The 25,143-nt window shown below is 48.9% G+C and carries 18 protein-coding genes and 1 tRNA gene; 10 read left to right on the forward strand and 9 right to left on the reverse strand.

Annotation, left to right across the window (positions count from 1 at the left end):
- The first annotated feature begins 118 nt into the window (after positions 1-118).
- Together HYN48_RS03855 and HYN48_RS03860 are read left to right on the forward strand one after the other, a co-directional pair.
- The gene (locus tag HYN48_RS03855) at positions 119-3,475 is read left to right on the forward strand and encodes a T9SS type A sorting domain-containing protein (protein ID WP_146171715.1); all 3,357 of its coding nucleotides are present in this window, start codon (positions 119-121) and stop codon (positions 3,473-3,475) included.
- A 223-nt stretch (positions 3,476-3,698) separates the two neighbouring features.
- Positions 3,699-5,978 carry a helix-turn-helix domain-containing protein gene (locus HYN48_RS03860; protein ID WP_108369877.1) on the forward strand — a complete coding sequence of 760 codons (2,280 nt, stop codon included), beginning with the start codon at positions 3,699-3,701 and terminating at the stop codon, positions 5,976-5,978.
- Here HYN48_RS03860 and HYN48_RS03865 read toward each other — a convergent pair.
- Together HYN48_RS03865 and HYN48_RS03870 are read right to left on the reverse strand one after the other, a co-directional pair.
- The gene (locus HYN48_RS03865; protein ID WP_108369878.1) at positions 5,975-6,358 is read right to left on the reverse strand and encodes a DoxX family protein; all 384 of its coding nucleotides are present in this window, start codon (positions 6,356-6,358) and stop codon (positions 5,975-5,977) included. The two genes, HYN48_RS03860 and HYN48_RS03865, sit on opposite strands and share 4 nt — an antisense overlap.
- A gap of 3 nt (positions 6,359-6,361) precedes the next feature.
- On the reverse strand, positions 6,362-7,510 hold the full coding sequence (locus tag HYN48_RS03870; RefSeq protein WP_108369879.1) for a DNA polymerase III subunit: 1,149 nt from the start codon (positions 7,508-7,510) through the stop codon (positions 6,362-6,364).
- A 246-nt stretch (positions 7,511-7,756) separates the two neighbouring features.
- On the opposite strand from HYN48_RS03870, the gene HYN48_RS03875 reads away from it, so the two are divergent.
- On the forward strand, positions 7,757-8,764 hold the full coding sequence (locus tag HYN48_RS03875) for a sensor histidine kinase (RefSeq protein ID WP_181248521.1): 1,008 nt from the start codon (positions 7,757-7,759) through the stop codon (positions 8,762-8,764).
- A complete protein-coding gene (locus HYN48_RS03880; protein WP_108369881.1) occupies positions 8,761-9,462 on the forward strand; it encodes a LytR/AlgR family response regulator transcription factor in 702 nt (233 codons plus the stop codon). Before HYN48_RS03875 ends, HYN48_RS03880 begins: the two co-directional genes overlap by 4 nt.
- Before the next feature lie 158 nt (positions 9,463-9,620).
- Here HYN48_RS03880 and HYN48_RS03885 read toward each other — a convergent pair whose 3' ends face one another.
- Positions 9,621-10,355, reverse strand: coding sequence for a pirin family protein (locus HYN48_RS03885; RefSeq protein ID WP_108369882.1), 735 nt, complete (start codon positions 10,353-10,355; stop codon positions 9,621-9,623).
- Positions 10,356-10,568: 213 nt separating this feature from the next.
- Between HYN48_RS03885 and HYN48_RS03890 the strand changes: the two genes are divergently transcribed.
- The gene (locus HYN48_RS03890; protein ID WP_108369883.1) at positions 10,569-11,354 is read left to right on the forward strand and encodes an alpha/beta fold hydrolase; all 786 of its coding nucleotides are present in this window, start codon (positions 10,569-10,571) and stop codon (positions 11,352-11,354) included.
- 36 nt (positions 11,355-11,390) lie between these two features.
- Here the strand turns inward: HYN48_RS03890 and HYN48_RS03895 are convergent, their stop codons facing one another.
- The 4 genes from HYN48_RS03895 to HYN48_RS03910 form a co-directional block, all read right to left on the reverse strand.
- Entirely contained in the window at positions 11,391-14,156 is a 2,766-nt protein-coding gene (locus HYN48_RS03895; protein ID WP_108369884.1) for a PD-(D/E)XK nuclease family protein, read from the reverse strand.
- Positions 14,157-14,220: 64 nt separating this feature from the next.
- The gene (locus tag HYN48_RS03900) at positions 14,221-15,627 is read right to left on the reverse strand and encodes an OmpA family protein (protein ID WP_108369885.1); all 1,407 of its coding nucleotides are present in this window, start codon (positions 15,625-15,627) and stop codon (positions 14,221-14,223) included.
- Positions 15,628-15,761: 134 nt separating this feature from the next.
- Complete coding sequence (gene kbl / locus HYN48_RS03905; RefSeq protein ID WP_108373347.1) at positions 15,762-16,955, reverse strand: glycine C-acetyltransferase; 1,194 nt, start codon at positions 16,953-16,955, stop codon at positions 15,762-15,764.
- Positions 16,956-17,009: 54 nt separating this feature from the next.
- A complete protein-coding gene (locus HYN48_RS03910) occupies positions 17,010-20,153 on the reverse strand; it encodes a UvrD-helicase domain-containing protein (protein WP_108369886.1) in 3,144 nt (1,047 codons plus the stop codon).
- Between the two features lie 233 nt (positions 20,154-20,386).
- On the opposite strand from HYN48_RS03910, the gene HYN48_RS03915 reads away from it, so the two are divergent.
- Positions 20,387-20,995 carry a superoxide dismutase gene (locus tag HYN48_RS03915; RefSeq protein ID WP_108369887.1) on the forward strand — a complete coding sequence of 203 codons (609 nt, stop codon included), beginning with the start codon at positions 20,387-20,389 and terminating at the stop codon, positions 20,993-20,995.
- 71 nt (positions 20,996-21,066) lie between these two features.
- Here the strand turns inward: HYN48_RS03915 and HYN48_RS03920 are convergent, their stop codons facing one another.
- On the reverse strand, positions 21,067-22,266 hold the full coding sequence (locus HYN48_RS03920; RefSeq protein ID WP_108369888.1) for an ABC transporter permease: 1,200 nt from the start codon (positions 22,264-22,266) through the stop codon (positions 21,067-21,069).
- Positions 22,266-22,658, reverse strand: a complete 393-nt coding sequence (gene rbfA, locus HYN48_RS03925; protein WP_108369889.1) for a 30S ribosome-binding factor RbfA — start codon at positions 22,656-22,658, stop codon at positions 22,266-22,268. The genes HYN48_RS03920 and rbfA overlap by 1 nt, the downstream gene beginning before the upstream one ends.
- Positions 22,659-22,842: 184 nt before the next feature.
- Here rbfA and mce point away from each other — a divergent pair, with 184 nt between their 5' ends.
- The 4 genes from mce (at position 22,843) to HYN48_RS03945 (ending at position 25,074) form a co-directional block, all read left to right on the forward strand.
- Positions 22,843-23,244 (forward strand): methylmalonyl-CoA epimerase, encoded by a 402-nt coding sequence (gene mce / locus HYN48_RS03930; RefSeq protein WP_108369890.1) that lies wholly within the window; start codon positions 22,843-22,845, stop codon positions 23,242-23,244.
- Positions 23,245-23,401: 157 nt separating this feature from the next.
- Positions 23,402-23,475, forward strand: a tRNA-Ile gene (locus HYN48_RS03935).
- Positions 23,476-23,703: 228 nt separating this feature from the next.
- Positions 23,704-24,246: a hypothetical protein gene (locus HYN48_RS03940; RefSeq protein ID WP_181248522.1), complete on the forward strand. Its 543-nt coding sequence runs from the start codon at positions 23,704-23,706 to the stop codon at positions 24,244-24,246.
- On the forward strand, positions 24,247-25,074 hold the full coding sequence (locus HYN48_RS03945; RefSeq protein ID WP_108369891.1) for a carboxypeptidase-like regulatory domain-containing protein: 828 nt from the start codon (positions 24,247-24,249) through the stop codon (positions 25,072-25,074). It begins immediately after the preceding gene.
- The last annotated feature ends 69 nt before the right edge of the window (positions 25,075-25,143 follow it).

Genomic DNA, 25,143 nt, shown 5'->3' on the forward strand with positions numbered 1-25,143 from the left:
ATTTCCAATTGTTTGGTTTGTTAACACAACAATCATTATTAGATAAATACGTGTTAAAATCCTGTTAACATAGCCGATGTAGTTTTGGACATTATAAACCAATTTAATTTCTTCTACAATGAGAAAAATTTATCTATTGGGATTGCTCATGATGGCAGGCAATCTTTTACATGCGCAAATCCAGCCTACCAGCTACCGTGGGGCATTTGCCCCTGCACCCGCAGCCATGTGGACTGACAGCTGGACCAATTTTGATCCGCAGAATACGGTGTATCCTGCACCTACAGTGACGGTAAATGCCGCGATTACGACAAATACGACATGGACTTCTGGAAACACGTACTTACTCTCCGGATTAATTTACGTCAAGAACAATGCGACGCTGACGATCCAGCCGGGAACAAAAATCCTGGGTGACAACTCGGGTTCTGCATTGGTAGTGACCAAAGGCGCAAAAATCAACGCCGTCGGAACCGCCACCAACCCGATCGTATTCACGTCGGATAAACCGGTTGGCGCGAGGAACAAAGGCGATTGGGGAGGCATTATCCTATTGGGTAAAGGGTCTTTCAACATCAACGGCGGTACGAACAATATTGAAGGGATCACCGCATCTGCCGATACGCAATATGGCGGAGGTGCCAATCCTGATGATAATGACAATTCGGGTATGCTGAAGTATGTGCGCATCGAGTTCGGAGGCTACGTTTTTGCACCGAACAACGAGATTAACGGGCTCACCATGGGCGCGGTAGGCCGTGGGACGACTATCGATTATGTACAGACCTCGTTTATTAATGACGACGGATTCGAATGGTTCGGCGGCGCCGTCAATTGCAAACACCTGGTGTCATTCCGCAACCTCGACGACGATTTTGATACCGATAACGGTTACAGCGGGAACGTGCAATTTGCTTTATCAGTAAGGGATCCGCAAATTGCTGACGTACCAGCGGTGTCCACTTCTGAAGGATTTGAATCCGATAACAACAGCACCGGAAGCGCCGTGTCTCCATACACCAGCGCCATCTTCTCTAACCTCACGATGGTGGGGCCCACGTTCCGCCAGACGTTGCCGAACGGAGGCACACTCGCAGCAGGTTACAAAAGGGCGCTTCGCATCCGCAGGGCGTCACAATTGAAAATATACAACTCGGTCTTCATGGATTACCTAGAAGGGCTTCATATCGACGGAATCGCTTCCGAAAATGCCGCGGTCGCAGGGCAGCTGCGTTTCAACAACAACGTTTTGGCAGGCATCACCACCACGTCAAAAGTGTTGCAGATTACCGCTCCGGGAACAATCACTGCCGGGAACAACGCCGCCTTTAACATGACAAGCTGGTACGCCGCCAATGGCAACACGACCGTCGCTACAAATTCAGGATTGCTGGCCAATGCTTACGACAACGGAAACGCGTTCACCTATACCGGATTGGATTACAGGCCGGCTTCAGGTTCTATCCTGCTGTCAGGCGCCAGTTTTGCTGACGCGCCGTTCAACGGAAAACTTGAGAAATCAGCCCCGACGGTAGTTTCCCCGGTAAACTATTGCCGGAATGATGTCGCCTCGCCATTGTCAGCGACTTTGGTGTACGGCGGTACGCAATTGAGATGGTACGCATCGGCAGGCAGCACCACGCCTTTAGCCGGAACGCCTACACCCATGACAAATTCATCAAGCGTGGGCACCAGGAATTATTATGTTGCCCAGGTTTATCCTGACGGACTGGAAGGCCCGAAAGCGGTCGTTACGGTAAATGTGTACGGGCTGCCCGACATGCCGGCAACACTCACAGGAACAACGGCAATCTGTAATTACATCGGAAGCACCGATACGTTGACCTACACCACGACTGCAGTTGCAGGCGCAGCGAGCTACAGCTGGACATTGCCGGCGGGTGCCACTTTGGTTTCAACATCGCCTGACGGGCTGACCGCCACGGTGAGTTTCCAGAATGCGGCCCAGGGCAGCGGTACGGTTTACATCGGTGTGCAGGCAGTCTCTGTAAACGGATGTAAGAGTCTTGCAAGGACTTTAGGCCTGACCAAAATCCTTCCGGCTGCACCGGCAAGTATTTCAGGTGCTACTTCTGTTGGGAATTATGTTGGCACAACCACAACAGTTACGTACACGACGACTGCTGTCGCCAATGCCCAATCGTACCTTTGGACCGTTCCTGCCGGTGTACAGATTATCTCAGGCCAGGGCAGTACGTCCGTTGTAGTAAATTTCCTGAATGCTTCTACAGCGGTGGGTTCTTTGGGTGTAATTTCTGTTAAGTCTGTCGCTCCCTGCGGCCCGTCTCCAGCCAGAAATTTAAGCCTCTTCAAAGCGTTGCCTGCCAGGCCGGCCAATATCAATGCCTCGTCGTCTGACGTATGCGTCACTGCCGGTCCTTCAAGCAGCATCACGTACTCCATTGCACCGATTGCTGACGTCACGACCTACAACTGGACCGTGCCTGCGGGTGCGTCCATCGTCGGAAATTCCCACGGACCTTCCATAACCGTGAACTACACAGCTGCTTTTACTGCAAACGGCGTGGTCTCGGTAAGTTCTGTGAATAATATCGGATCAAGTGCGGCAAGGAACCTGACGGTATACCGTAACCTGCCTGAAAACCCTTCAAGCATCAACGGCAGGCTAAAAGGAATCTGTCCGGGCGACACTTACAGCTACTCGTTTCCAGCTATCGCGGCAGCGACGTCATATACCTTTACGGCGCCTGCAGGAGCGGTAATCAAGTCGTTAAACTTCCCGTCGAACACCACGAACACTTTGACGACGTCTGAGAACGCGTTTACGGTAACTTATCCAGTGGATTTCGTTTCGGGAACCCTGAGCTTCAGATCGGCCAACGGCTGTGGCATGAGCGTAGGCCCTAACAACCAGGATGTAGCTAAAGCAATGCCTACCCCAACGGTTTTGAACGGCCCGGCGACTGTGAGCTGCGCCTTGATCGGACAGCAGGTGACGTATACCACTGTGGGCGCACCAAATGTGACGTCTTACATCTGGATCGTACCACCGGGAGCTACCATCGTCAGCGGTCAGGGAACGGCATCGCTTACCGTAATTTTCAATAATGCACTTCCTGCATCTTCAACCATTTCGGTTCAGTATAACAACGCCTGCAACGGCATTGGCGGTAAAAAGAAACTGACCCTTACTAAGGAGAGCTGTGCCCGTCCTGCAGCCGAGTCTGTTGCGACAACAACCTATTCAGAACTGTATCCCAACCCGGCATCGGATGTTTTTAACATTGACATCAGGACTGACAAGGCGTCTGAAACAACCGTTTCCGTATATGCGTTCAGCGGCAATCTGGTAAGCAGCGTGAAACACCAGTTGAATGCGGGCGCGAACACAATTGCTACAGACATTTCAAGATTGCCTAAAGGCATTTACATCGTAAGGTTCACTGATCCTTCTTCAAGCGAGGCAGAGACCAGAAAGCTTATCAAAAAATAAAGGTTTTTTCAGTTGTTTTTTAGGGCCGCCCGAAAGGGTGGCCTTTTTTTATGGTGCGCAGCTTTGATCCCTTTTTTTTCATTTCAATCGGGATGGGTTCATTTTCCTGAAAACCCGGCGCTGTTTTGATTTATTTCAATATTTTTATATCCCTGAAACAGGTGCAGGTTCCGAATGCAGTCTGAAAGTGACCGTAACCAGCGCCTGACATAAACTATACGCCATGGACACCATTACAGAAGCCGCTTCTTACACCCTGCAATTCATCAACCAGACCCAGCGCTCCGTTTTCCTTACCGGCAAGGCCGGCACCGGAAAAACCACACTATTGCGCGAAATCATCAAAACGACACATAAAAACACGGTGGTGGTGGCGCCTACGGGAATCGCCGCCCTGAATGCCGGAGGGGTTACGATCCACTCCATGTTCCAGCTGCCGTTTGCGGGATTTATCCCGGACCATTCAGGCAAACATTTGTCGGATTCTGTCAAATTTGAAAACAAGAATACGCTGGGCCGGCATTTCCGGATGAATGGCCAAAAGAAAGCCGTAATCCAAAATATGGAACTGCTCATTATCGATGAGGTCAGTATGCTGCGTGCCGATGTGCTCGATGCAATCGATTTTATGATGCAGAGCGTGCGCCGCAATAAAAAACCGTTCGGCGGCGTACAGGTGCTGTTTATCGGCGACCTGCTGCAGTTGCCGCCCGTAATCAAAGATGAGGAATGGCGCACGCTGAGGCAGTATTACAAAGGGAAATTCTTTTTCCATTCGCAGGTAGTGCAGCAGCACCCACCGGTATACATCGAATTATCGAAAATATTCAGGCAGACTGACGACCGCTTCATCTCAATACTCAACAACCTGCGCCACAACACGATCTCAGCCGCAGATGTGTCTGCGTTGAATGCTTATGTGAAGCCGGATTTCGACGTTCGGGAACACAAGGGCTATATTGTCCTGACAACCCACAATGCGAAAGCCGACGAGATAAACGCGGCGGCATTAGGTGATCTTCCGGGCCAGCTGCATTCGTATTCGCCTGAAATTACAGGTGAGTTCCCGGATAAAATTTTTCCTGTCGATGCCAATCTGCAACTTAAAACCGGTGCGCAGGTCATGTTTGTGAAAAACGATCTTTCACCCGAAAAAAATTATTTCAATGGCAAGATGGGTGTAATCAAATCACTTTCGGAAGCGGAAATCCTCGTGCATTTCCCTGAGGAGAATAAGACCATCGAGGTGGAGCGCTACGAATGGGAAAACATCAAATACACCGTAAACCCCGATACCAAAGAGATACAGGAAGACATTCTGGGCACTTTCGTGCATTATCCGATCAAACTTGCCTGGGCGATCACCGTCCATAAAAGCCAGGGACTGACGTTTGACAAAGCAGCGCTCGACGTATCGCAGGTTTTTCTCCCGGGACAGGCTTACGTGGCTTTGTCGCGCCTTCGTTCGTTAGAAGGGCTTATTTTGCTTTCGCCGCTGCAGATGAACGGACTTTCGAATGACCGCGATGTCATGGATTACGCTCAAAGCAAAGCTGACGGCGACGTCCTGGAAAGCCTGCTGGAATCGGAAACTAAAAAATTCCTGCACCAGTACCTCACGGGCAGCTTTCATTGGGACGATATTGCACAGGAATGGCGTAACCACGAGTACAGCTACCGCACAGACGCAGAGAAATCGCCTAAAACCGGGCACGCGCTCTGGGCTGCCGAGAGGACCAGGACAATATGGAGCCTGCTCGAGCCCGCCGGGAAATTCAAATCCCAGCTCGACAAGCTATTTTACGGGCCTGATACCGATCTGGCGTTTATCAGTGACAGGATCCATGCCGCTATCGATTATTTTTTAGGACCGATGGAACAGATCCATTATGACCTGCTTTGGAAACTGGAGGAAATCGGCCGCATGAAAAAAGCGAAGGCGTTTTATGAAGAATTGGCGCAGCTTGAAGACCTGCAGCTGCAGGCGATCCAGCGGCTTATGAAGGCGCGGCTGCTGATACAAACAGTGCTCTCCGGAAAACCGATTTCCAGGGAAACCATGCAGTCCGTCGAAATCAGCGGCTACAGAAGCAGGAAGGCTGATCTCGTCCGACGCGAATTCAAGGCTTTAAATGTGACTATGATCGATGACGAACAGGACTACGGTCGCTACGCACCCAAAAAGAAAGCGCAGAAAGCACCCAAAAAAAACACGGTGAACGAAACGTACGAACTGTGGCTTCAAAAACACTCGGTGAAGGAAATCGCCGGCATACGCAAGCTGACGGTACAAACGATCAATACGCACCTGGGTAAACTCATCGAAGCGCATACGATCAGCATCACCGATGTGTTGCCTGAAGACAAAATCCGAGCCCTTGCCGACGCCTTCAGGGATTACCATGAAGAGACGCTGCATGGGCTCAGGGAAATTCATGGCGATCGGTTTACCTGGGATGAACTGAGATTATTCAGGGCCGCGCTGAATGCGGAGACGGCTTAACTGAGCCAGTACACCGCCATGACTGCAGGAATGAAATAGATCACGATAGTGCGCGCGCCATCATAATCCTTCGCCATACGCTGACCCAAAAGCAGGAACAACAGCGTCACGCAGCTGAAGATGGCGCCATACAGCCCGAACGTACGGACATTGTTTACCAAAATCTGGATACAGCCCGAAATGCATAGAATGCCAGAGATTACCTCTAAAACCAGGATCAGGAACAGCGCGGCAGGCACAGTGTTTTTGATGGGCGTTTTTTCAAAATGTTGCCTGAGCCAGGTCACATTGTCGTTCCAGTACATGGTTTTCTCATACCCGGATTGTACGAAAGTGATCGCGAGCAATATCAGCAGCAATACAGACCCGATGTTATTCATAACTTATTTTTTATGGATGAGCCTTGTGAGTTTTATTGACAAATCGGTCAGGATGATTTTCGCATTGCCATTGCGCTCGATGTGGTACATGGCATCGGACAGCTCGGTGAAAATCTCGTTGATGTTCTTTCCGTTAACAAAGGGCGCAAAATTCTCGAGCTTGAACTTTTCGATTTTCGGTTCCATGTACACGAGGCTTGTCGCCTGGTAATTCAGCAGCAATGCCTGCCGGAACATGTCGGTGCAGAATAAAAGGAATTTTTTCTGGGTTTCGCGGCCCAGACCCGCCACCAGCTCGCTCCAGCTGATCAGGTCCTGGATTGCGGCCGCATTGCCTTTTGCGCGAAAAGCGGCCCGGACCCAATCGACAAACCATTTTTCGAAATACACCTCTTCACCGTCGTCACTTAGCAACTGAAGCGCCTTATTGTAGTTGCCCTGCGCTTGGTGCGCGATTTTTGCGGCCAGCCGTGGCTCGACATGGTGGCGCGAGACCAAGGCCTGCGCAATCACGTTTTCACTCAGCCCATTGAAATGCAGTACCTGGCAGCGCGAACGGATCGTTTGTATGATGTCTTCCTCGTTTTCGGAAATCAGGATGAAAAGGGTTTTGTCAGTAGGTTCCTCGAGCAATTTCAGTAATTTGTTCGACGCGGGAACATTCATTTTATCGGCCATCCAGATGATCATGACCTTATAGCCGCCCTCGTAAGATTTCAGCGATAGCGATTTGAGGATTTCCTGGGCATCGTCCACGCGGATTTCACCCTGTTTATTCTGTACGCCCAACACCCTGTACCAGTCGAACAGGCTGCCATAGGGATTGGCCGCAAGGAATTCGCGCCACTCGGTTAGGAAATCGACACTTTTGGGTTTCGATTTTATACTGTCCGTAGTGACTGTAGGGTAAACGAAGTGCAGGTCGGGATGCGAAAAATGTTCAAATTTGAGGTTGCAGGATTCGTTACCTCCGGTATTTTCGCCTGAAATATTGTGGCATAGGATGTATTGGGCGTAGGCGATTGCCATCGGCAATGTACCGCTGCCTTCCGGGCCGATAAAAAGCTGCGCGTGCGGGATGCGTCCTGAGCCGGCGCTTTTGGTCAAATGGCTTTTGATGTAATCCTGTGCCAGGATGTGTGAAAACTGCATGAAGGCAAATATAGGAAAAGTTCGTAAGTCCGCCGCCCGTACCTATCGCGTATTGCATCACCATATCCAGGATTTTCGGGGGCACTTCCGTACGGAATGACTACAGAGCTTTCACGTTTACCTATATTTGGCAATAAATTCATGTTGCAGCAAAAAAAGCATTCATCTACAAAAATCTCCCATTCACCGCAAAACCTTGATAAAGCGGGGGTGCCTCGTTATTTTTACGCTTACATCAACAAGAGCATGAAAAACAGTATTGCGGTTTATGCGTTGCACATCTGTATCTGTACAGCATTTATCCTTTTGCCTTACATGTTCAGTTCAGCCGGGACTTTCCTGAGGTTCCCGGACTTCAATAATGAGCACGACCGCACCTACTTCGGGATGTATTTTGCATTGCTGCTGTTCTTCTATTTCAATTATTTTGTACTGATTCCCAAGTTGTATTTCCACGAAAAACGGTTTTTATACGTGGTGGTCATCGTGCTGACGCTGCTTTTTTTTCTCTGGGTCTCCAATTTCATCGACCGTCCGGCTGCCGATGCTGTGGCCGGCGGGCATCTTCATGCTGCGCCGCCGTTTGGCAAACCCGCACAGGATGAGCATACCATCCTGGTGTACATTATTGGAGTACTGAGCAGCCTGTTCTTTTCGATAAACAAGCGTTTGCAGGCCACCGAACGGGAGAAGATCGCTGCGGAACTTTCCTTGCTCAAGGCACAGATCAATCCGCATTTTCTCTTCAACACCCTGAACAGCATTTATTCTCTGTCGATCCGCAATGACGACCGCGCCTCTGATTGTATCGTGCAGCTCGCCGAACTGATGCGTTACATCATGAACAATGCCAATGACAATATGATCGACCTCAATAAGGAAATAGACTACATCAGCAACTACATTTCTTTACAGAAATCGAGGCTCGAAGAGACCGCGAAGATCAATTACATGGCGACAGGGAACATGATCGGGAAAAAAATCACGCCGCTGATCCTGATTTCCTTCATCGAAAATGCATTTAAACATGGTGTGAATCCGGAAGAAAATTCCGAAATTGACATCCTGATTGATGTGACGGGACAGGAACTCAGGCTTTTGGTGTACAATAGGAAAGTCCATTCAGTACAGACAGAAAGCGGCATGGGTATGCGCAATACCATTGAAAGGCTCGAACACCTGTACCCTGACCATACGCTCGAAATCGCTGATCTTGACGAAAGTTATTCGGTAAAACTCACCATGGAATTATGACAATAAAAGCAATTGCCCTTGACGACGAACCGCCTGCGCTGGCGATACTCGAAAATTTCTGCCGCAAGGTCGAGTATGTCGATTTGCAGAAAACCTTTACCAAAGCCGAAGAGGCATTGAAATACTTAAAAAAATATCCGGTCGACCTATTGTTCCTCGACATCAATATGCCGTCGATTTCAGGTATAGATTTTCATAAGAAGATCCCGCATAAGACGATGGTGATCTTTACGACCGCCTATTCTGAATTTGCCGTCGAGGGTTTCAACCTCAGTGCGATGGATTATCTTTTAAAACCGATTTCCCAGCCGCGGTTCCTGCAGTCTATGGAACGCGTCAAAGCACAGATGGAACTCGAAAACCAAAACCAGAAAATCGAAGAGCAATTCCTTTTCGTCCGCGCCGATTACAGCCTGATGAAAATCCCGCTCAAAGACATCCTGTTCGTTGAGGGGCTTGACGATTACCTCAAGATCCACATTGACAACCAGAAAACCGTAGTGGCCCGCATGACGATGAAGTCGATTACTGAAAAACTTCCGGCATCAGAGTTTGCACGCGTTCACCGCTCTTTTATCGTACCAATGTCGAAAATTGAAAAGATCCGCAACAAGGTGATTTTCATCCGCGATGAGGAGATTCCGATTAGTGCCAGCTATGAGAAGGAATTCCTTGCCAGGATCCAAAAGGACGACTAAGACCGATTGCGTCATAAAAAAAATGCCTCCGTAAAGAGGCTTTTTTATTTGGGGTAAAGGGCAAAAAATTGAACATGCCGGCCACTGCCGTTTTCCAGGCGGTTAGGGGTGTTTCAACTTCTTAAGCATTTTGAGGCAAAAAAGGCTTATCGCAATAATCATGGTTCGTGTTTAAAAAGCGGCACTTCAATGAATAAGATAATGGCATTGTCAGACAGCGCCCTGAACGATACCCTGCTGGGCTGCCAGACTGAAACGGCATCGCGCTCGTCAAGCACCCTTCCGTCGAGCTCGAACGTGCCGCTGACTACAAATGCAAAAAGTCCGTCGCGGTTGTCAGCCATCGTGAAAACATCACCCCGTCGCCGATCAAATACGCCCATCCTGCAGCTGGCAAACGAAGATTCGTACAAAGGCATGAGCAGGTTACGGATCGAAAAATCAAATTTGTGCTGGAACGAGAACGGCGCAGCGTCTCCCCGCTCATTAGAAATCCAGATCTGCAGGTAATTGATCGTTTTCGTTTCGTAAGGGTTTACAAGGTCAAAAGCCATGTCTTTCTGAGCTGAAAAAACGCGGATTTCGTCGGTATTGATCATGTCCTGGTTGCCCAAAGTGTCCATGTAATCGATGGAACCGGCGAGCGGAAGCAGCAGTACATCGCTGTTTTCATGAATTGACATCGTCACGGATTCGCCGGCACCCAAAGTCTCTTCGTTGAAAACCTTCAGCGCGCCAAATGGCTTTCGGGATTCATCATAGGCAGATCCGAAATTAAAAACCGAAAGGCATTGGAAGATATCAGTTTCCAATCGGGCACGGGAATCCGATTTATGGATTACCGCAGAATGCTTCGGTTTGCTTTTGCTTCGGTTTTTGAAAAGTGTAAACATAAAGTGTATTTGAGGCAGGAACAGGCCCTTGCAACCTCAATTCCGGCCGCTAAAATAGGGGCCACTTCGCGAACAGCAAATTTTTTGCGGCTAACAAAATGTATTACGCGGTGAAAACCAATCCGTTATGTGATTTTATTTCGGAAAAGCAGGGCAATTCTGAATAATTGAGGCGGTTAACCGAAAAAGATTATTTTTGTATAAAGCGCACCCTTGAAAACCGTACTCCATAAAAACACTTCCATAGCTTATGCTGAATCCGGCAAAGGAACAGCCCTGATATTGCTGCATGGTTTCCTGGAAAACAGCACGATGTGGGATGAGTTCGTACCTGAATTGTCAAGGAAATACCGGGTAATCACGATAGATCTTCTTGGCCATGGCCAAACGCAGCCCATGGGTTATGTGCAGACAATGGAAGACAATGCGGACGCGGTACATGCCGTTTTACAGGAGCTTCGCGTCAGGAAGGCCGTTTTGGCGGGTCATTCGATGGGTGGTTATGTCGCACTGGCCTTCGCCGAATTGTACCCGGACATGGTAAAGGGGATGGCATTGATTAATTCTACTTCCCTTGCCGACAGCGACGAACGCAAAACCAACCGCGACCGGGCAATAAAAGCCGTCAAAGAGAATTATACCAATTTTGTCAGGCTCTCGATCGCAAATCTTTTCAGTGAAGAAAACCGTGAGAAGCTCGCGTCGGAAATTGAGCACGTAAAACAGCAGGCTTTGAAAACCCCGCTGCAAGGCATTGTGGCCTCGCTCGAAGGCATGAAAATCAGGAAAGACCGTGAAGTACTGCTGCATTTTGCGCCCTACCCGATGGTGTTGTTTCTGGGTAAAAAAGATCCGGTTTTAAACTACCATGAAAATCTGGACCAAATCGAGAATACGGCCGTGAAACTTGTGGCATTCCCCGATGGCCATATGTCGCCGATCGAGAACAGGGACGCGCTGCTGCAGGAATTGGCGTTGTTTTTAAGGTCTGTAAAATAATTTTTCGCAGCGGCTTCATTTCCATGCCTTCAGGTTTTATAGTTTCTCTGCAAACGGAATTTCAGGATCCAGGATTTCCTTCAGCAACAGTACCAGCTGATCTATGTATTTTTCAGCAAGCGCCTCATTGACAACCGAAACAACCGATTTTTCCTGTTTGAAATTAAACGGCAGAAACCCGGATTTGAGGTTTTTAAAGGAGATAATCCCGACTTCTGTTTCCTCCGTCCTTACTTCCGGCGCATACATAAAGGCATAAGCCAAAACCTGGATGATCTTGTCGCTCTTGATGTCCTGCGTCAGGTTTTCCCACTGTTTTAAGGTTACATCGCGCGCTTCGACTTTCCCGGTCTTATAATCGACGATGCGGATTTTACCGTTGCGAAGCTCAATACGGTCAACGTTTCCGGCAATCAGGACCGGATGCGGCAAATCGGGATGTTCGAGCAGGCGGGAGTAGTTTTGTTCCAGCGCGATGATTTTTACGCTGTCGCCTTCCACCCCATTTTTTGGTTTAAGCAACTCCAATTCTGCAGTGAGGAAATTGAAAATATTGCGCTTTGCCACTTCAAATGCCAGCAGGTTGCGGCCTTTCCGGATTTCACCTTCCTTGTAGACCAGTTTAAATTGTTCCAGGACCGCCTGATCGAGGTTCTTAAAACAAATTTCAATATCACGTTCCGATAAGAATTTGCCGATGAAAGGCTCATACAATACCCGAAGCGCCTCATGAATGATCGTGCCCAGCGTATTCAGCGCTATGTTCTCCTCTACTTCCTCGACATCGCTGATCCGCAGGATTTTTTTATAGTAAAAGTCAATCGGGTTGCGGATGTACATCGTCAGCGCCGATGGCGAAAATCCTTTCTCACAGATTTCCCTGAGCCGCGCCATGACTTTTTCAGACTTCGGGATGACCAGCGGCTCATAGGCCTTTTCGGGCAGAAACGGACTGTAGATTTCCTGTGTCAACAGGTGTCGCGGCTGCTTTTCTACTTCAAGCTGCGTAATAAAACGGCTTTTTTCGCCCGCATCCAAACCTTCGCTTTCGGTGTTGTACAACAGGTAAATGTTTTTGGCGCGCTGCAACAGATGGTAAAAATGGTACGTATAAATCGCGTCTTTTTCCTTGAATGTCGGCAGGCCCAGTTCGCGCTTTACATCGTAGGGGATAAACGACTGCTGGGATTTGCCCGCGGGGAAATTGCCTTCGTTCATCGAAGTGACGATCACGGTATCAAAGTCGAGTACGCGGCTTTCGAGTACGCCCATGATTTGCAATCCGGTCAGCGGTTCGCCTTCAAATGATACTTCGGCGAGGTCGATGACCTGCTTGTATATCGCGTAAAGTGTGTTTACCTTACCGATTGCGGGATGCGTGGTATAATGCGAAATGAGTTTGTTGACAACCTTGAAGACAGCATAAATGAACGCCTTGGTAATTTTCTCTTCCCGGTTTTCATTGCTGAGGTTGCTCTTGATCGCCTGCAACAGCGCTGAGACCGAATCCAGCACGGCGATATTGTCCTGTTGCCACTGTGAAAAAAGCAGGGTGAAAAGGGCCGAATTTTTCGGTCCGAGTTCAAGCAGGCGCGTGTGCGTGATGAACGTGTAGTTGTTGTTGTTGATGGTGTCTACGAGATGTTGCGTACCCGCGTATGGCTCGATTAACGGGTGGGTGAGCACGTCAAGCACGTCTTTGTAGTAAAAAACATAGGCGCTTCGCTGGAGCGCGCTGGTGTGCATCTTGAAAAATTTAGATACGAGGATTTGCGCCGGGTTATTTTTCGCCGAATAACCCATGGTAATATTCAATGAAGTCGTCGATGCCGGAAGCGCGTGCAGGACCGGAATGAGGAGGTTTTCTTCCCCAAGGACCAGGGCGGTTTTGTCCCATTGACTTTCAGGGGCAGCCATGATGTCTTCGAGCAATTTTCCGGCGATTTTAGCCTGTCCGACGGTCTTTGGCGTGCCAATCACACGGATCTGCTTTTCAGTGCTGAAATCGTCCCAAATCCACTCAAATGGGTGGCTTTTATAATGGCGCCATTGCGCCCTGAAGCGTCTCAGGAAAAGTCCGGCGTCGTGGTAGGTGTCATCGAGGAATGCGCGGTCTGCGTCCCAGTACACTTTGGCGAGGCCGGCAGCAAGCAGGTGCTGCACGATGTGTTCCTCGGCGGCATTGAGCGCATTGAAACCCGCGAAAACGAATTTTTTATGTTCCGCCGTGGCCGAGAAATGGCTCAGGTTGTTAACGGCTTCCCTGTAAATCAGGCCCTGATATCCCATCCCTTTACCAAGCAGGTGCTGGTATAATGCGTCGTAATAGGCAGGCAACAATTTCCAGAAGCCGACATAATTCTCCAGCAGGGCGGTTTTATTCTCCGGCTCGACACCCCATCGCCTGATGTCTTCAATGTCTTTGAGGTAAGAAAGGACATGCTGCGGGTCGAGCAGGTAGCGGTCGATCTCATTGAAATCCTGCAACAGTGTTTTGGCCCAGTTTGCAAACAATTCGAACGGCTGTGGGTCTTTTTCGGTTACCGAAAGATATACGTCGTAAAAATGGAACAGCAATTCAATCGGATCGACAGCGCGGATGGCAGCGATATCCTGGATGAAATCCTCGATGCTGATGATATCCGGCGCAAAGATGATATGCTCTGATTGGAGCTTAAGTTCATTGATCAGGAAAACCTTGGCGCGCTTATTGGGCAGGATGATTGTGGTTTCGGTTAAATTTCCGGAATAGTCGGCCAGGATGACTGAGGCCAGTCGGGCGAGGAAAGTATGTTGTGCCATGCCATAAAAATAAAAAAACGCCCCGATATTATCGGGGCGTTTCCTATTTATTTAAGGGAGGAAATTATTTTACCAATTTCACTTCTACCCTTCTGTTATTTGCTTTACCAGCAGCAGTTTTGTTCGTGTCAATTGGTTTTGACTCACCGAAACCTGCAGATGACAACCTTTCAGCGGCAATGCCGTTTTCGATCAGGTAGTTTTTCACGGCAGCAGCCCTGTCTTCAGATAATTTCTGGTTCATGGCATCCTTACCGTCGCTGTCAGTGTGACCTTCGATGCTGAATCTTGAAGAAGGATATTCTTTCAGGATTGCAGTGATTGACTGAAGTACAGCATAAGTTTCCTGTTTGAAAGTTGATTTACCACTGTTGAACAGGATCGTTTTAGCGTAAGCGTTCAATTTGTTGATTTGCTCCTCAGTGATTTCAGGACAACCATTGTTAGCTACAGTACCTTTAACTTCAGGACACCTGTCATCTTTGTCAAGTACACCATCGCCGTCAGTGTCTGGCCATGGACATCCTTTGTTGTCTTTTGGTCCTTTTACTGTAGGACATTTGTCATCTTTATCCTGGATTCCGTCACCGTCAGTATCAGGGCATCCACCGAAAGTTTTCAAACCTGCTTCATCCGGACAAGCGTCATCTTTATCAGCTACACCATCGGAATCCCTGTCAGGACATCCCTGGAATTCTGCAAGACCTTTCTCAGTAACGCAGGCATCATCTTTGTCAAGGATACCGTCGCCGTCTGTATCAGGGCAACCATTCAGTTCTTTAGGACCTGCTACTTCAGGGCAGGCATCATATTTGTCGTAGATTCCGTCACCGTCAGTATCTTTACCTCCGAATTTGAAAGTAAGGCCTGCAAAGTGCTGGATGTGTGAAGGAACGCCAACGGCCCTGTCATCGCTGTCATCAAACGAATGCTTGTATGTAGATTGCAATGAAAGACCTACAGTTTCAGACAACCAGAAAGTCAGTCCCAAACCACCATTCACAGTTCCTGTCTCGTAATCTCCGAACCAGGTATAACCTCCACCAATATGAAGCGAAGGATCAAACCATTTTGAATCAAGCAAAGGCATGAAGCTGTATTTGATCACAGCATCAGCAGCGTAATAACTTAAATCACCAGGATTTTGTACGACGAAGTCTTTTGGGTTCAATTCTGAACGGTAAACCAATTTATCAATCCTGTTGATAGATCCTGTTACACCGAATGTAAATCCGCTTCCAACATACTTAGACACATTTAAGTAAGATACTGAAGGCAGGATGTTCCAGTTTTCCTTTACGTGGAAAGGCTGGTCAAAATGCGCAAAGAAGTCTTTGTCTCCTGCACTGGTCCTGGTATCAACCGCATTCACACCGAAGGAAATAGCCCACGGGTTGTCAGCGTCCTGTGCCTGGGAACTCAATCCTGCAAGCAGTAAGGCGGCAGCAAAAATTTTGTTTAGATTTTTCATACTTGTTTTTATTTGATTATCATCAGTTAAATATGGAGCAAAAGTAAGTGCTTAATACCTAACTACAAAATATGATGTTAAAAAAAACGCTGAAAAATACTATAAAATTTAAACCTTATAACATTTGAAAAAAATTATATAACCCCCAGCGCGCGCCCAACTTCCGTAAAGGCGGCAATGGCTTTGTCAAGATGTTCCCTGTGGTGAGCTGCAGAGAGTTGGACCCGGATGCGCGCTTTGTCTTTCGGGACTACAGGGAAAAAGAATCCGATCACGTAAATCCCTTTTTTAAGCAATTCGTTGGCCATGGTCTGCGACAATTTTGCGTCGTACAGCATCACGGGCACTATCGCCGAATCGCCGTCGATAATGTCAAACCCCGCCTTTTTCATGCCTTCTTTGAAGTAATTGGTGTTCCACTCCAGCTTGTCGCGCAGTGTGGTATCCTGTTCCAGCAGGTCGAAAACCTTGATCGAGGCGCCCACTATAGCCGGCGCGAGCGAATTCGAAAACAGGTACGGGCGCGAACGCTGGCGCAGCAATTCGATGATTTCCTTTTTGCCGGTCGTGTAGCCGCCCATCGCGCCGCCGAGTGCTTTCCCGAGGGTTCCAGTAATGATATCTACACGTCCCATCACGTCTTTGGCCTCAAGCGTGCCTTTGCCGGTTGCCCCGATGAATCCGGCAGCATGGCATTCGTCGACCATCACCATCGCATCGTATTTGTCGGCCAGGTCGCAGATCTTATCCAAAGGCGCCACCAGGCCGTCCATTGAAAAGACGCCGTCGGTCACGATAATCTTAAACCGCGCCCCGGCTTCATCCGCTTTAACAAGCTGTTGCTCCAGGTCTTCCATATTGCTGTTTTCGTACCGATAGCGCATGGCTTTGCACAAACGCACGCCGTCGATGATGGACGCGTGGTTCAGGCTGTCCGAAATGATGGCATCCTGTTCGTTGAACAAAGGTTCGAAAACCCCGCCATTCGCATCAAAAGCGGCAGCATATAATATTGTGTCCTCTGTGCCGTAAAACGAAGCGATTTTCTGTTCCAGCGTTTTATGGATGTCCTGGGTACCGCAGATAAAACGCACCGACGACATCCCGAAACCGTGGCTGTCGAGGGCATCCTTTGCCGCCTGGATTACCTCAGGGTGCGATGACAGCCCCAGGTAATTGTTCGCGCAGAAATTCAGGACGGTTTCTCCCGTTGACACCTTAATTTCGGCACCCTGCGGCGTGGTAATGATTCTTTCTTTCTTGAAAATCCCGTTGTCTTCAATCGCCTGCAGCTCACTTTGCAGGTGGTTTTTGATTTTTCCGTACATAATTTTGGTTGTTTTGTTTAAGTCAAAAGGCGGCAGGCGCAATGACCCGATTGGTCACAAAGTTACCACTTCCACCCTTTCGCCGATATACACCAGTATTTTTTTTGTCACTTTATAGCCCATTTTCCGGATGGCCTGTTCATAGGTTTCCAGTTGCAGCTTGTATTTAGGCTGGTGCAGGCCGGTTTTATAATCGAGCAGCATCACCTCGTTTTGAGGTGTTATGGTGATCCGGTCGGGTTTAATAAGCGCACCTTCCTTTCGGATAATCGCCTGCTCATTCAGGATTTTGTTTTCAGCCAGGAAATACTCCTCCAGTTCAGGATGCGTCATGATGGAGTCAATACTTTCCCGTATCGTAACTTCGTTGTCGATTGAAATCAGTCCGTCGCCGACAGCTTTCTCAATGGCATAATCGACGTCTTTCCCCGTCCTGATCCCGGAAAGGATTTCGTGCAGCAGGTTGCCGTATTCAATAGAGGCCTGCTGTTTGGTGCCCCACATTAACGATTCGCGCTGGGCAATCCTGATGTTGGCCATGTCAAGGGCTTCGTGCACCGTTTCGATACGTTTGTTGTCGTCGTTTTTCGCCGCCGCGGCAGATAATTTTAGTTGATTTCCGAAAGCATACCGCAGGGTATTTTCATCGTACACACCTTTGTCGATAAGGTATTTTACAAAAAAGGACGACATGTCATTCGCCTTGACTTCGCCATTCGCATTGATGTTCTTATTCGAAATAATGTACAGTTGCTCTTCAGCCCGGGTCAGCGCGACATATAGGACGTTCACATTGTCGAGCAGCTCTTCCTGCTTTTTCTGCAGGTAAATGGCCGATGCACTTTCGCCAAAACCCGCTACGGCGCTGCTGTTGTCAATCAGGGCTTTGGGCAGGCCCAGACTTTCTTCGTCGGTTTCCAGCCAAAGTTTGTCTTTCGGTTTCCTGCCATAATCTTCTTCTGCAAACGGCATAATCACCACGGGAAATTCAAGTCCTTTGGATTTATGGATGGTCATGATCCGCACCGCGTCACTGCCTTCCGGCGATGGAACGCTGAATTTCGCGCCGTTTTTCTCCCAGTATTCAAGGAAATCTGAAATCCCTGCTTGTCCACGCACGTCCCGCTCGAGCACAATGTCGAGGAAATATTGTAGATAAGCATTGTGCTTTTTAGCCAGGAAGGCGTCAATGATGACTTCGACGGCCTCATACAATGATTTGCGCCGCACTTCCTGAAACACCATCCTGATGCCCATTTCCGAAAGCCATTGCTCAAGATCCTTTTCCGTGTCAAAAGCCATGCCTTCCGCAACAAAATCATGAACTGCCATGCCAACCTGAAGATTTTTCGCCATAAACACAAGCCACTGCGCTTTGGCCTCGACATCGCGGCCGTTTTTCAGGTAGCGCAGCACACTGATGACCAGGCGTACTTCAGACGCATTGCCGATCACCAGGGTTTCTGACGACAACAGCGGGATGTCGTTTTCCGTAAGGAAGTCAGCCACCGCGATGCCCTGCCCGCGCTTCCGGGTAAGGATGGCGATGTCGCTGTAGTGGAAACCGAGACTCTTTACTTTCCTGATCGTATCGAGTGTGGCCTGCACATACAGGTCGGTTTTTTCGGGTGCATTCTCTTCGATTGCCGTACTGCCGTCGATAAACGAAATATCCACGTAGCCGCCTTCTTTGTGGTTGGTGTTCTGGAAACTTTGTTTTTCGTAAAGATCGCGGTAGTCGGCATGCTCAAATTCACCCGAAAGGAATCTGAAAAAATCGTTGTTGAATCGGATGATTTCCGAGTAACTGCGCCAATTCGTATCCAGCGAAAAACGTTCCTTCTCCGGATTGCTGAATGGATTGTGTCCTTTTCCAAGTTCGATGAATTGCTCCGCCTTGCCACCACGCCAACGGTAAATGGATTGTTTCGGATCGCCCACAACCATCAGCGTACCTTTCTGCCCGGTTTCGTCCTGCCCGGAAAGCGCGTTGTCAATCAGCGGGATCAGGTTTTGCCATTGCATTTCCGAAGTATCCTGGAATTCGTCGATAAAAAAGTGCCGGTAACGCTCGCCGAGCCTTTCATAAATAAATGGCGCAGGCTGGTTCTGGATTTCGCGGTGGATGATCGCATTGAATTCGGCTATGGACAGCACATTTTGTTCCTTTTGGATGTCAGTCAGCTGGCGGCTCACGGTACTAAGCAGCGACAGCGGTGTAATGTTCCTCAGGAATGCGCGGTAAAAATCCCGTTTTTCAAAATTCCTGTACACCTGCGCCAGGATCGAAATCCACTCAGGAACCAGCGCTTGAATGACTTCGCTGTCCTGTGCGTTTTTATTGATGCGGAAATCTTCCGGCTCTCGGTAGGTTTTGTTTTTCGGGTTGAAGCGGCCCTCTATGATGGATTCGAGGTGTTTCGGAAAATATTGGCCTGAAAATGAGGCCGGATTGATGTTGTTGGCTTTGATGATATCCAGCGCGCTTTGGGCGAAAACCACGGCGCCTGACTCCAATTCCCTGATCGATTCGACCAGTTTGTTCTTGATGGCAATGAATTCCGGAATGGTCTTTTCATTGAAATGTACAATCTCGTGACGGTTGTTTTCGTTTAATGCAAGTCGGCCCGTTTCAAGGATCTCGCGCGAAATATCCCAGCTTTTATCGTCATCGGTTTTTTCCATCGTGAAGTCAACGAGCAGTTTTGTAAGTGTCTCATCTTCGCCCGCGCGTGCGATGATCGTGTCTACCGCTTCCGTTAACAGATTTTCGGTATCCAGCGTGACTTCAAATGTGACAGGCAGGTTGAGGTCGTGTGCAAAAGCACGGATGACGCGGTGCGTGAATTTGTCGATGGTGGAAATGTCGAAAGCCGCATAATTATGGATCAAATGCCGGATGATCTGCTGCGCTTTCAATCTGATCGAAGCGACGGAAATCCCCGTTTCCCCTGCGATGGTTTCCATGAGCGCCGCCGCTTTGCCCGAGGGACTGTCTTTTGCAAATTCAGAAAGGCTCCCCACGATGCGTGACTTCATCTCATGCACTGCCTTGTTCGTAAAGGTGATGGCCAGGATGTTTCGGTAGGCATCATGTTTTTCAGACCGCAGGATAATTTTCAGGTATTCCTTCACGAGGGTGTAGGTTTTGCCGGAGCCCGCTGAAGCGTCGTAGAGCGAAAAGGAAGGTGTTTGCATATAAGTTTGGATTGAGAGCGGTGTCTTGATGAAAGCTTTACGGCTAGTGATTAAGCGAACTGGCTTTTTCCATTTGGTTTTTCAGGAAAAACTGAAGCGGAATCCGGACTGACCGCCGAAAATTATCCGGTAACAGCCTATCAGTAATTTTAATTCCATTATAATCAAATAGTATTTCCATTTCCAAAGTTAAATGTTTAAATTTGATTTTTGAAACCACTTAAACTAACATTATGGCTTTTGAATTACCCAAATTGCCGTATGCATACGATGCGCTGGAACCACACATCGATGCGCGTACGATGGAAATACACCACACGAAACACCACAATGCCTACACCACAAACCTGAACGCGGCCATCGCCGGTACGGATATGGAAGGCAAGACCATCGAGAACATACTGATCAACCTGGATAAGAAAAATGCTGCCGTACGCAACAACGGCGGCGGGTATTACAATCACAACCTGTTCTGGACCGTCATGTCACCAAATGGTGGCGGCAAGCCGACAGGCGACCTGATGGCCGCCATTGAAAGGGATTTTGACAGTTTTGATGAGTTTAAGGCAAAGTTCTCAAAAGCGGGCGCAACACAATTCGGGTCCGGATGGGCTTGGCTTTGCGTGCACCAGGGCGGCAAGCTCGAAGTATGCGGCACGCCAAACCAGGACAATCCGCTGATGCCTGATACCGGATGCGGTGGCACTCCGATCCTTGGCATGGATGTGTGGGAACACGCCTACTATTTGAATTACCAGAACAGGAGACCTGATTATATCGAGGCATTCTTCAACGTGATCAACTGGACAGAAGTCGCCAGAAGGTACGCGCTGGAGAAGTAAAATTAAGTTTTGAGATTTTAGATTTTTTTTTGAACACGGAAAAACGGGCTAATGCAAATTGGTCCGTTTTTTTATTCCATCAGTTTTTTGCTCACGCGGCCCGAGGCAATCAGCGACGCGAGGAATCCAAGTGAAATGATCGTTGCCATCACAATCACGATGTTCATGATGGAAAACACTACCGGATAAGCCAGCGTATCGGTAATCATGACCAGTTTCGAATACTGCTGCACCACCACCACGACGCTTCCGATTGCAATGCCGATCAACCCGCCTTTCAGGCATAGCAATGTACCCTGCAACAGGAAAATCTTACGCAGGTCGCGAATTTCGGCACCGAGGTAAAACAGCGTCTTCAGATTGGATTTTTTATCGAGGATCATCATGATGATTGCACCGGCGAAGGCGAACAGGATCAGGATGATAACCAGTGTAAAAATCAGGTAAATCGCGAGGTTTTCAGTGCGCAGCATCTTGTACAATGCATCGTTGAGCTGCGCGCGGTTGCGTATGACCAGTTGGTTCCCGAAAATCCGTTTCAGCGACCTGGTCACCGCGGCCTCGTCTTCCGCAGCGGTAAGTTTGAGTTCCAGGGCAGTAACCTGTCCCGGGCGGTAGCCCATCAATTCTGTGGCCAGGCCCAGATCGGTAAACACATATTTCGAATCCAGTTCTTCGCTGATGGCATACATCCCGACGGGAATTACAGACGTCCGGCGGAACGCTTCTTCAGGGTTTTCGATAAGGCCCTTGCCCGGTTTTGGGGCATAAATCTCGAGCTGCCGGTTGTATTCGCCCAGACCTACGCCGAGTTTCTCATATAAACCGTACCCGATGACCGCCTGGTTTGTCCCGGTTTCAAGCCAAGCGCCATTCACGACGCCCTTCTTGATGGTACTCACATTAGTACAAAGGCTGTCGACGCCTTTAATGTAGGTAAATTCCGATTTTTCATCGAAAACAAAAAGCACCCGTTCTTCAATAACACTGCTGAATGCTGCTACGCCCTTTACATCGCGGAGTTCCTGCAGCTGTTTCGGTGAAATGAAAAACGATTTGCCCGTAGCGGCCACCGCTTTGATGTCGGGATCGATGGTGTTAGAAAAAGAAAGGCTGAAGTTCACCAGTCCGCTGAATACCGAAAGTACAATAAACAAAGCCGCGGAACCCGTAATGATCCCCACCGACGCGATGCGGTTGATGATGTTGATCGCGTTGTTCTTACTGACGCTTTTGAGGTAGCGCCTGGCTATGTACAGCGGAAAATTCACTAGAATTTTTTTCTACGCGCGAGCAATTCCGGATTGGTTATCGGATTCTCTTTTCCGGACAGCGCATTGTCGATTTTTTCAATATAATCCAAAGAATCGTCGAGATAAAACGTCAGGTTGGGTACTTTACGCAGCTGCATCTTAACGCGCTGGGCAAGGTCATGCTTGATCAACGGGCCGTTCGAGCGGATTGCGGCCAGCGTCTCCGCCGCCTTGTCCTGTGGGAAGATACTCAGGTGCACGCTGGCTACCGACAAATCGGTGGTGACACTGACTTTAGACACAGAGATGACCAGGTTCGTAATCCCGTTCTTGCGGATTTCCCCCTGTAAAATGTCCACCAAATCCTGTTGCAGTACGCCGCCTATTTTTTTCTGTCTGTTCGTTTCCATGAGGCAAAGGTATGAAAAAGTTGCCGAGTGGCTGGTTTAACACGCCATTGAGTTTTTTGTCCGGGAGCCTGATCCTGCTGTACGCTGCTATCTTTTCCCTGCTAAAGAAGCAGGAAAAAGGATATCCGCTGCCATCAGGGCTAGCGGATTGTATTATATTTGCGTATCATTTTAAAAAGGAACGATGAACAAAATTGAACATATCGGCATTGCGGTCAGCGATCTTGAGGCTTCGAACCGCCTTTTTGAGAAAATCTTCGGCGCGCCGCCTTACAAAAGTGAAGAGGTCGCCAGTGAAGGGGTGAAGACTTCCTTCTTCATGAACGGCCCCAACAAGATCGAGTTGCTGGAAGCTACCCACCCGGAAAGCCCGATTGCGAAATTCCTTGAAAAAAAGGGCGAGGGAATCCATCATATCGCATTCGATGTCACAGACATCGTGGCTGAAATCGCACGGCTTAAAAGTGAAGGCTTTACGGTGTTGAACGAGACCCCAAAACCCGGCGCCGACAACAAGCTTGTGGCCTTCCTGCATCCCAAAGGCACCAATGGCGTGCTCATTGAGCTGTGTCAGGAGCGCGGATGACAGACACTGCAGGGATGTAGTAGCCCTAAATCGGTTGGAATCTCCAGTCCGTAGTGGCCGCACACCGGCGGTTGTCGTGTTAACGGATGCCGCCTTAAAATCCGCAAAAAACATTTGCACCCCATCAAAAAATACACTAATATTGCAGCCCTAACCCGGTCCTATAGCTCAGTTGGTTAGAGTCCCTGACTCATAATCAGGTTGTCCTTGGTTCGAGCCCAAGTGGGACCACGTTTTAAATTTGGAAAGCCTTATAAACATAATGTTTGTAAGGCTTTGTTTTTTAGTCCGTTTGGTCTGGCCAGGCGATGTATACGGTGAAGCCCCAGGGCAGGTAATTCAGCAATCGACTCAGCCTGCAATACCAAAAAGATAAAGGCCCCCATTCCGTTAAATATTCCCCAATCGACCAATAATTCCCCAAATTAGCTATATTTGAAACCATTAAAAATTTAAATTATGGCATCAAAATCCCTTCCCATATTGTTTGCAGCCGCTTTGCTGCTCGCCTCCTGCAAGAAAGAGCTTATGCCACAGGACAATTCGGACACCCCTAAAACCGCTGCGACCCCTGCGCCGGCCAATGCACAACCTATCACTATGCAGCAGCCCGTACAAGGACAAACCCAAACTGTGCAGGCCACTGCTCCGGCCGAGGTAAAAACCGCGCCGGGTATGAATCCGCCACACGGACAGCCGGGACACCGTTGCGATATCGCCGTAGGCGCGCCGCTGAATTCACCTAAGGGAGCCACCGCAACCATCACACCCGGAAAGCCGGCCAACGCTAACGGGATGACCGTAACACAAACACCGGTAAAGACCGCGCCGGGAATGAACCCGCCTCACGGGCAGCCGGGACACCGCTGCGACATCGGGGTAGGAGAACCGCTGAGTTCGGCCCCTAAAAAAGCGGGAACCGCCACGATCACTCCGGTGACACAGCCGTCATCGACGCCGGCATTGCTGAATCCCGAGTCCGCCCCTGTCAAGACAGAATAAATGAAATTCTTCAAAGCCCTGCTGATCCTGCTGCTGTCGTGCGGCACGGTGATACATGCACAGACAGAATATGCCGGTACGATAAAGGACAAAGCTTCAGGCGAAGCATTGCCGTATGTCAATATCGGTGTGGTCAATAAAAATATGGGGACCGTTTCTGACGTGAACGGCCATTTTACACTGCCGCTGACGACGGCGCTTAATGCGGAAACAATCAGGATTTCGATGGTGGGCTATGAGCCGCAAACCTTCACCGTATCAGACTTCATAGCCAAAGTCACCGAAAATCCCGTTTTATTGCTCGAGCGCAGCATGTCGGCATTAAAAGAAGTGGTGGTCCGCAATAAAAACCTGCAGACCGGAACGCTGGGCAATATACCCGGAAAGAAAACGGAATCGGCTGGATTTGAGAAAAATATCCTGGGTAACGAAATGGGCGTAACCATAAAGTTGAAACGCAAACCGGCTTATATTAAGGCCTTTCATGCAGTAATCGATTTCAACCGCTACCGCGAGCTCAAATTCAGGCTCAATTTTTATGATCTGAAAGACGGCCTGCCCAATAACAGCCTCCTGAGCGAGAACATCATCGTGACGACAGACATTAGGCGCGGCCTGCTCAATGTAGACCTCACAGATTACAACATCTGGGCTGAAGGCGACTTTTTCGTGTCTATCGAGCTGATTGAGGAAATGGGCGAAAGTGGCCTGCATTTCCTCGCAGATTATAAAGGAACCCCCGTAATCACGCGCGCCGCGAGCCAGGGCAAATGGAATACACGCAACGACAAGCTGAGCTTTGGATTTTGGGTGACGGCGGCATTCTGATGAGTAAATGTTAATTGACACAACTTCCGGGCTAACCCCCATCCTGTAAACAAAAAAAGCAGCACCCGT

The sequence above is a fragment of the Flavobacterium magnum genome, assembly GCF_003055625.1.
Classification (GTDB): Bacteria; Bacteroidota; Bacteroidia; order Flavobacteriales; family Flavobacteriaceae; genus Flavobacterium; species Flavobacterium magnum.

Bases quoted from the DNA above. Each gene is read 5' to 3' on its own strand.
- mce (WP_108369890.1), top strand. From the start codon at position 22,843: ATGAACAAAATTGAACATATCGGCATTGCGGTCAGCGATCTTGAGGCT.
- HYN48_RS03945 (WP_108369891.1), top strand. From the start codon at position 24,247: ATGAAATTCTTCAAAGCCCTGCTGATCCTGCTGCTGTCGTGCGGCACG.
- rbfA (WP_108369889.1), bottom strand. From the start codon at position 22,658: ATGGAAACGAACAGACAGAAAAAAATAGGCGGCGTACTGCAACAGGAT.
- kbl (WP_108373347.1), bottom strand. From the start codon at position 16,955: ATGTACGGAAAAATCAAAAACCACCTGCAAAGTGAGCTGCAGGCGATT.
- HYN48_RS03855 (WP_146171715.1), top strand. From the start codon at position 119: ATGAGAAAAATTTATCTATTGGGATTGCTCATGATGGCAGGCAATCTT.
- HYN48_RS03885 (WP_108369882.1), bottom strand. From the start codon at position 10,355: ATGTTTACACTTTTCAAAAACCGAAGCAAAAGCAAACCGAAGCATTCT.
- HYN48_RS03900 (WP_108369885.1), bottom strand. From the start codon at position 15,627: ATGAAAAATCTAAACAAAATTTTTGCTGCCGCCTTACTGCTTGCAGGA.
- HYN48_RS03910 (WP_108369886.1), bottom strand. From the start codon at position 20,153: ATGCAAACACCTTCCTTTTCGCTCTACGACGCTTCAGCGGGCTCCGGC.
- HYN48_RS03895 (WP_108369884.1), bottom strand. From the start codon at position 14,156: ATGGCACAACATACTTTCCTCGCCCGACTGGCCTCAGTCATCCTGGCC.
- HYN48_RS03915 (WP_108369887.1), top strand. From the start codon at position 20,387: ATGGCTTTTGAATTACCCAAATTGCCGTATGCATACGATGCGCTGGAA.
- HYN48_RS03860 (WP_108369877.1), top strand. From the start codon at position 3,699: ATGGACACCATTACAGAAGCCGCTTCTTACACCCTGCAATTCATCAAC.
- HYN48_RS03875 (WP_181248521.1), top strand. From the start codon at position 7,757: ATGAAAAACAGTATTGCGGTTTATGCGTTGCACATCTGTATCTGTACA.
- HYN48_RS03880 (WP_108369881.1), top strand. From the start codon at position 8,761: ATGACAATAAAAGCAATTGCCCTTGACGACGAACCGCCTGCGCTGGCG.
- HYN48_RS03870 (WP_108369879.1), bottom strand. From the start codon at position 7,510: ATGCAGTTTTCACACATCCTGGCACAGGATTACATCAAAAGCCATTTG.
- HYN48_RS03865 (WP_108369878.1), bottom strand. From the start codon at position 6,358: ATGAATAACATCGGGTCTGTATTGCTGCTGATATTGCTCGCGATCACT.
- HYN48_RS03940 (WP_181248522.1), top strand. From the start codon at position 23,704: ATGGCATCAAAATCCCTTCCCATATTGTTTGCAGCCGCTTTGCTGCTC.